Source organism: Arenicella sp. 4NH20-0111 (assembly GCF_040366405.1).
Classification (GTDB): domain Bacteria; phylum Pseudomonadota; class Gammaproteobacteria; order Arenicellales; family Arenicellaceae; genus Arenicella.
In genome coordinates, this window is record NZ_BAABWF010000005.1 from 311,627 (window position 1) to 318,446 (window position 6,820).

Genomic DNA, 6,820 nt, shown 5'->3' on the forward strand with positions numbered 1-6,820 from the left:
ATTATGTCTATTTTAATTAATAAAGATACACGCATTGTTACTCAAGGTATCACCGGAAACACTGGTGAGTTCCATACAACTCAATGTTTGGAATACGCTTACGGCCGGGACTGTTTTGTGGCAGGCGTAACGCCTGGCAAAGAAGGTCAAAGTGTACAGGGCGTTCCAGTGTATAACACTGTCAAGGATGCTAAAGAGCAACATGGCGTAAACGCTTCTGTAATATATGTGCCGCCGCGCTTTGCTGCTGCAGCCATTGATGAAGCAGTGGATGCCGAGCTCGATTTAGTGATTTGTATTACTGAAGGTATTCCTGTTGCGGATATGATTAAAACCAGAGATCGTATGCGTAAGATGAACAGTAAGACTGTATTGGTTGGGCCTAACTGCCCTGGTGTGATCACGCCTGAAGAGGTTAAGATTGGTATCATGCCTGGATACATTCATAAGAAAGGCGGCATCGGTGTTGTTTCTCGATCAGGCACTTTAACGTATGAGGCTGTGCACCAGTTGACTCAGATGGGTATGGGGCAATCTTCTTGTGTTGGTATTGGTGGCGATCCGGTTAACGGAATGAAACACATCGATGTAATGAAGATGTTTAATGATGATCCTGAGACTGAAGCCGTTGTAATGTGTGGCGAAATCGGGGGCACTGATGAAGAAGAGTGTGCCGCTTGGATCAAGGAAAATATGACTAAGCCAGTTGTTGGCTTTATTGCTGGGGTCACAGCGCCTCCTGGAAAGCGTATGGGTCATGCTGGCGCCATTATTTCAGGTGGGCAGGGCACAGCTCAATCTAAAATTGATGCTTTGAAGGATGCTGGCGTTCATGTAACGGTGAACCCGTCTGAAATGGGGTCAACATTGCAGTCGGCTTTGAGCTAGTTCTCTCTTGTTTTAAAAAAAAGCCGAGTCGATTTGTTCGACTCGGCTTTTTTATTGCTTTTTTTTGGTCAATCAGTATCTGAGGGCAAGATTCAGGGGTGTAATGTGAGCGGTGTGAATGTTTAATACTAAGTCATTTTTCGAGAAAGCCTGTATTTCATCAATTTTCCCAGCGTTGACGGGTTGCGGGCAGGCCCTGCACAACTACAATTATCACGAGTTCGACTCGCCGTTAATGGGGTATGAGACGATCTATGTCGCCAGAACGAATGTAATTATCGGCCCAGATGAGCGCAATAGAAATCGAGTTGTGTCCGGTGTCGAGAAAGGAGTGGCCGCACTGGCGGCCATTGCTACAAGTGGAGGGGTTTTATTGCCGCCAGTGCAATTAACGAAAAATCCAATATATCCAGGGAGAGGAAAATTCTCAAATCATCGTTTTGAACTTCTTATTGGCAGGGGGGGGCTTGTCGCCGGTCAAAGAATTTTCTGAAAGAGGGGAGCCTGTTGCGTTTGACGTTGAGCTGGAGAGTCGCGATTTACAGCTTGTAGCCGCGAACTTTTTTCAATATGGCCATGTCAGCAGGTATTTAGACAACATTGGTGTTTTGAGTCCGAAAGGCCTTTTCATCGATGGCTATACGTCGGTAATTGCCATTGGTTACCAGCATGGTGATAAAGGGTTTGGGTTGAGAGTGATCGGCCTTGAACATGCTGAGGTGCAATATTGTAGAGGCTTAGCCAATAGGGGGCTGAAGCAGTCTCAGATTTCGAAGTTGGTAGCTGAGCGCTCTCAAAAGGTCACGTTGAAAGGAGGGAGCGAACCATACTCTTTAGCCTATACTTTCGCTTGCAATACGGTTATGTGGGCTAAACCCTTGAATGAACAGGTTTCACGTAAACTTGCGTACCGCTTTCATACTAAAGGGAGTGACGTTTCGCGTTTGTGGGATAAAGTGCGGGTTTCGAACCCTGATATTGATGATAAAAACACCTATAGTGCTTACAGTGAGCCACCGTTATTATTAAAAGTGGCAGATAGTTTGCGTTCTGAGTGAATATTCATGAGGCGAAACTACACTCGATTCAGGGCAGTCAGTTAGGAAAGCCAGTGAAGCAAGTGTAGTTCTTATAGTCGCTTCGAATTAGCGATATTGCGACAATTCTTTTCTGGCTACTTGCATGCGATGAACTGCGTCAGGGCCATCTGCAAAGCGCAACGTTCTCATCTGAGCGTACATTTCAGCTAACGGCGTGTCCTGAGAGATGCCAGTCCCACCAAACATTTGAATGGCTTCATCTATCACTTTTAGAGCCATATTGGGAGCAACCACTTTAATTTGAGAAATCCACGGAGCGGCAGCAGATGGGTCGCCCTGATCCATCATCCAGGCGGCTTTCAGGCATAGTAATCGTGCTTGTTCGATTCCAATCCGGCAGTCAGCAATGATGTCGTAGTTGCCGCCTAATTTTGCCAGCGGTTTGCCAAAGGCCGTTCGACTCATTGATCGTTTACACATTAATTCTAGTGCTCGCTCAGCTTGCCCAATTGCTCGCATACAATGGTGTATTCGGCCTGGCCCTAATCGACCTTGGCTCACTTCAAAGCCCCGACCTTCGCCGAGCAAGAGTGCCGACTTCGGAATGCGGACATTATCAAACTTAATATGCATGTGCCCGTGAGGGGCGTCATCATGCCCAAACACGGTCATGGCGCGTAATATCTCAATGCCGGGTGTGTCGGCCGCCATTGCAAACATGGAATGACGGGCGTGACGAGGGGCTTCGTCGCCAGCAGTCTTTGCCATCAATATATACACTTCGCAGCGCTTATCTCCAGCGCCTGACGACCAATATTTTTCGCCGTTTAATACGTATTCATCTCCCTCTAACACGGCGCTGAAATTTAGATTGGTCGCGTCTGATGAGGCGACATCAGGTTCAGTCATTAAATACGCAGAGCGGATTTTGCTTTCGAGCAGAGGCTTTAGCCACTTTTCTTTATGCTCTTCTGTTCCATACCTCTCAAGCACTTCCATATTTCCAGTGTCAGGGGCTGAGCAGTTGAAGACTTGAGGGCCAAGCACACACCATCCCATTTGCTCGGCTAGGTGGGCATATTCCACGGTCGTTAGGCCATAGCCATTATCCGAATCAGTTAGCCAAAAGTTCCATAGCCCTTGATCTTTAGCTTTCGCTTGAAGGGATTCTAGAATCTCTACTTGACGAGGATTCATATCCCAACGATCGGCACCGTCCTTGCCAATTTGTTGATGAAACTCCACGTCAGCATCGAGGACTTCTTCGCGCATCAATTTGGTAACTTTGCTCAAGATTGGCTGCAAGCGTTCAGTTACGCCTAAATTCATCGTCATCGGGTGCTCCGTCTATAATTTGTTTGGTTTAGCTGTTTTAAAGTGTAAGGCATAACGGCGAGCGATGAATCGAAGACTTTTCACAGTAGAGATTTAGTATTGTTCATTGCATCGCTAGTAAGGCGGAGGAATTTAACTAGTCTTCTCGGGCGTTAGAGGCAGATAACACTGACAGACGAATTTTTAAGCTTTACTGGGAAACAAAGTGCCTCGTTGCTGGGGTTTTGTATTGCTTGTAAATAGGTTGTTAAATCCACTCGACCATTGCTCCGTTGCCTAAGGTTTTGATAAGCGATGTGTTTGCCGTTGTTGCTGATCAGGTAGTCTCGAACATCTTCATCAGTAGATAGTTGTTGATTAACTTTGTTGGTTCCTGTTTTGTGGCTTGGAGTAGAAAATAGCTCGAAGGTGTTGTTTGTCTGTCTATCCGCCAGGTAGGCGATGTGCTCCCCGTTTTCACTCAATTGATAATTTCGAATTTCGCCGTCAGAAATGAGAGGACCACCGACAAAGACAAGTGGACCACCAGAGGGAGACACCTTGTAAAGAGCGAAATTGTTAGGCTTGGTAAATGCATCACTTAAAAAGAACACTCCCAGTCCGTCGGCGCTGAGGCGAGCAGAGTGAATAGAGCTGGTCTTGATTAGTTCCAGCTCTCCATTTTCTGAAAGAGAGGAGGCTTTGATGCGCTCCTCATTTCCTGTGGTCGTGGCTCTGAATGTGCTGAAAATTAACAGTTCATTGTCGGTGACGCCGATCGGGCGCGCAGTGAAGCCATTGTTTTCATCACCGCTGAATAGGGTTTTTTCAATGGCACCGTTGGCAGTGACGCTAATTAATTTGTCACCGAAATCATTACTAATGAATGGTGTTTCTACTTCTGAGGTTCTTACCACTATGTAGTCAGTGTTAGTGGAGGTCAAAAAAGACATGTGATTGGTGATGAGAGGGGGCGCTGTCTGATAGATGAGCTTGCTTATGCCGCCGTCTATGGGTACGGAATAAATCGCTTGGCGATAATGCTGGCCCTTGGGTTGAATCTGGTATGCAATCAGTGCTTGATTAGCCATGAAATCGTATTGAAGTATGCCCTCACTTGGCCGGGTTGTGCCTTCATCTGTACTGCAATTAACGAGTGAGTCGGTCCCAATTTCAATGGGAAGGTTCAGCTTCTTAGGCTCGGTGTTTCGGTCGATAGGAACTGAGTAGAGATTGAATTCATCGATAACGGCGGCATTGGCTTGATAGATCACTGTACTGCCGTCGGAGCTTATTTTAAATTTAGAGCTATAGCCGCAAGCACTCCCGACGTTTCCGTTGGCGATTAAATCTTGATTTAATCGAACGACAGCGTGAGGAGCGTTAAGTTGCACGCTATATAGTTCGGATTGATGAGTGGTGTCGTGATTCGCTAAAAATACGACAGATCTACTATCTGGGCCAATTTCGAAGTCTGAAACACTGTTGTTTGTGAGGCCAATGAAGGTAAGGCGTCTTGATGCCGAAGAGCCATCCACCGGTGCGGCGTAAAGTTCGAGGTTCTCAAATGGGGTTGCACTATTGGGTGAAGCGGCAAAGACCACCCATTCGCTGTCATTGCTTATCTTTAGAGTTAACGAGTCATCCGTAAACGTTGAATGTACCATTGAGGCATCGAACAGCGTGTTGACGTTCCCTGTTGAAATAGAAGCAGATTGCAATTCACCCGTTCGTTGATTAATGAACACATACCACTCATTATTATTTGAAAATGCTGAAGATCGTGTCAGTGTTGGTGTGATTTTTGAATTTGTATTTTCGTATAGTTCAATTCCGTTACTCAGAGGCTGAGAGTAGCTCGGAGCCATTAGCGTTGAAAATAACGCAATGGCGAGGGCGAAAAAGAAATAGTGACCAGAATAGCGTATGTAAGAGTTGATAAATAACGTGTCGTCTTTATTAGATAGCATAGGAATTGGTAGGGTTTATGTGAAGGTGCGATACTCAGCATTTCGAAGCAGAGGCACGATACTTATTCTCAAAACTACAGTGATTTTAACGTTTGTGTGATGGTTCCATGTTTTACTTTTTAAAAAAACGGTCATCTGACCTTAGTCGCAGCCAAGGCCGATCTGCATCTGTGTATGAAGTTATATCATGAAAAAGATTAAGCAAGGCGGCTTTAGTCGTCGACTTAGCCTAGGCGTCGCTGGGGCCAGAGGAGGATTGGGGTTGTTGCAAGCAAGGGCAAGCGGACTTCTTCTTTCTAAAGATAAGCAGCAATTGCACAACGACCTGGCACTCGAAAAGGAGGCTCGAAGGTTTGTTCAACATCTAGGTGAACTCAAGGGAGCCTACGTAAAGATCGGGCAAATGTTGGCGTTGTATGGAGAGCATATTTTACCAGCACCAGTGACAGACGCCTTGCATACATTGGAGTCTGCCACCAACCCTTTGGACTGGTCTGTGATAGAGCCAGCAATAATGGCAGAGCTCGGGGTTGATAATCTTTCTGATTTCGTAATTGATCCAAAGGCCATGGCTGCCGCATCGCTTTCACAGGTGCATAAGGCATCGCGTGACGGGAACGCAAGTCATTGCTTTAAAATCCAATACCCTGGTATTGCTGATGCCATTGAAGATGATTTCAAAAATGTCATGCAAATGTTGAGCTTAGCGCGGTGGGTGAAGTCTGGAAAGCAGCTTGAGGTCCTGGCCTTAGAATTGAAAACGTACTTGCTCAGAGAAGTAGACTATAGGCACGAATTAAACACAGCGGAGAAGGTAAGGGGGCTTCTTAAAGCCGATCAACGCTACGTGGTTCCGCAGTTTTTTCCTCAGCACTGCAGTGATAAGCTTCTTGTTATGGAGCTGGTTGATGGTGAGGATGTACTGTCCGACCGTGTTCAATCTTTAAGTCAGCAACGGCGTGATAGTCTGGCTGAATGCATGCTGGAGCTTTTTTTCAAGGAAATATTTGAATGGGGCTTAATGCAAACTGACCCCAATTTTGGTAACTATCGCATTCAAGTCGGCGCTGAGGTGGATAAATTGGTGTTGTTAGATTTTGGTGCTGTACATCCGTTGCCCACGACGTTCACCGATCCATTGAATAGAACAATTCTGTCGGCTCAAGTTGTTGATACGCAGAGGGTGATCGAGGGGCTGATTGAGCTTAATTGTTTAAGAGAATCAGACTCAGACACAGTTAAAGAGTCTTTTGCTGATTTTTGTTGTTACATTCTAGAACCCTTTCGAGAATCATATCGGGGGGGGGGCGACTACGCACTGAGTGATGGTCGGTATGACTGGCGCGCCTCAAAGTTGCTCAAAAGAGCGGGCAAGATTGGGTCTAAGGGGATGGTGGTCAAGGGGTTTGCTGTTCCACCGTCGGAATTTATGCTGATGGTAAGAAAGCTGACCGGAGTGTTTACCTTTGTGTCGGCACTGGGAGCGAAAACTAAGTCAGCCCATATCTTAAGTAAATACAGGCGATAGTATTGCTCATCTGGAGTGATCTGTTTTAGGAAAAACAAGTACCAGCGGGCGACGTTTTTCTTAATAAATTGGAGAGATCT

The 6,820-nt window shown here is 46.1% G+C and carries 6 protein-coding genes; 4 read left to right on the top strand and 2 right to left on the bottom strand.

Annotated elements, in window-relative coordinates:
• Positions 1 to 3 precede the first annotated feature (3 nt).
• The 3 genes from sucD (at position 4) to ABWW54_RS12905 (ending at position 1,946) form a co-directional block, all read left to right on the top strand.
• Positions 4 to 888, top strand: a complete 885-nt coding sequence (sucD, locus tag ABWW54_RS12895; protein WP_353412723.1) for a succinate--CoA ligase subunit alpha — start codon at positions 4 to 6, stop codon at positions 886 to 888.
• 118 nt (positions 889 to 1,006) lie between these two features.
• Positions 1,007 to 1,381: a hypothetical protein gene (locus tag ABWW54_RS12900; RefSeq protein WP_353412724.1), complete on the top strand. Its 375-nt coding sequence runs from the start codon at positions 1,007 to 1,009 to the stop codon at positions 1,379 to 1,381.
• Positions 1,356 to 1,946, top strand: a complete 591-nt coding sequence (locus ABWW54_RS12905) for a hypothetical protein (protein ID WP_353412725.1) — start codon at positions 1,356 to 1,358, stop codon at positions 1,944 to 1,946. Before ABWW54_RS12900 ends, ABWW54_RS12905 begins: the two co-directional genes overlap by 26 nt.
• 87 nt (positions 1,947 to 2,033) lie before the next feature.
• Here the strand turns inward: ABWW54_RS12905 and ABWW54_RS12910 are convergent, their stop codons facing one another.
• Entirely contained in the window at positions 2,034 to 3,263 is a 1,230-nt protein-coding gene (locus ABWW54_RS12910; RefSeq protein WP_353412726.1) for an acyl-CoA dehydrogenase family protein, read from the bottom strand.
• A gap of 152 nt (positions 3,264 to 3,415) precedes the next feature.
• Positions 3,416 to 5,212, bottom strand: a complete 1,797-nt coding sequence (locus ABWW54_RS12915; protein WP_353412727.1) for a hypothetical protein — start codon at positions 5,210 to 5,212, stop codon at positions 3,416 to 3,418.
• Positions 5,213 to 5,399: 187 nt separating this feature from the next.
• Here ABWW54_RS12915 and ABWW54_RS12920 point away from each other — a divergent pair, with 187 nt between their 5' ends.
• Positions 5,400 to 6,740: an ABC1 kinase family protein gene (locus ABWW54_RS12920; protein ID WP_353412728.1), complete on the top strand. Its 1,341-nt coding sequence runs from the start codon at positions 5,400 to 5,402 to the stop codon at positions 6,738 to 6,740.
• The last annotated feature ends 80 nt before the right edge of the window (positions 6,741 to 6,820 follow it).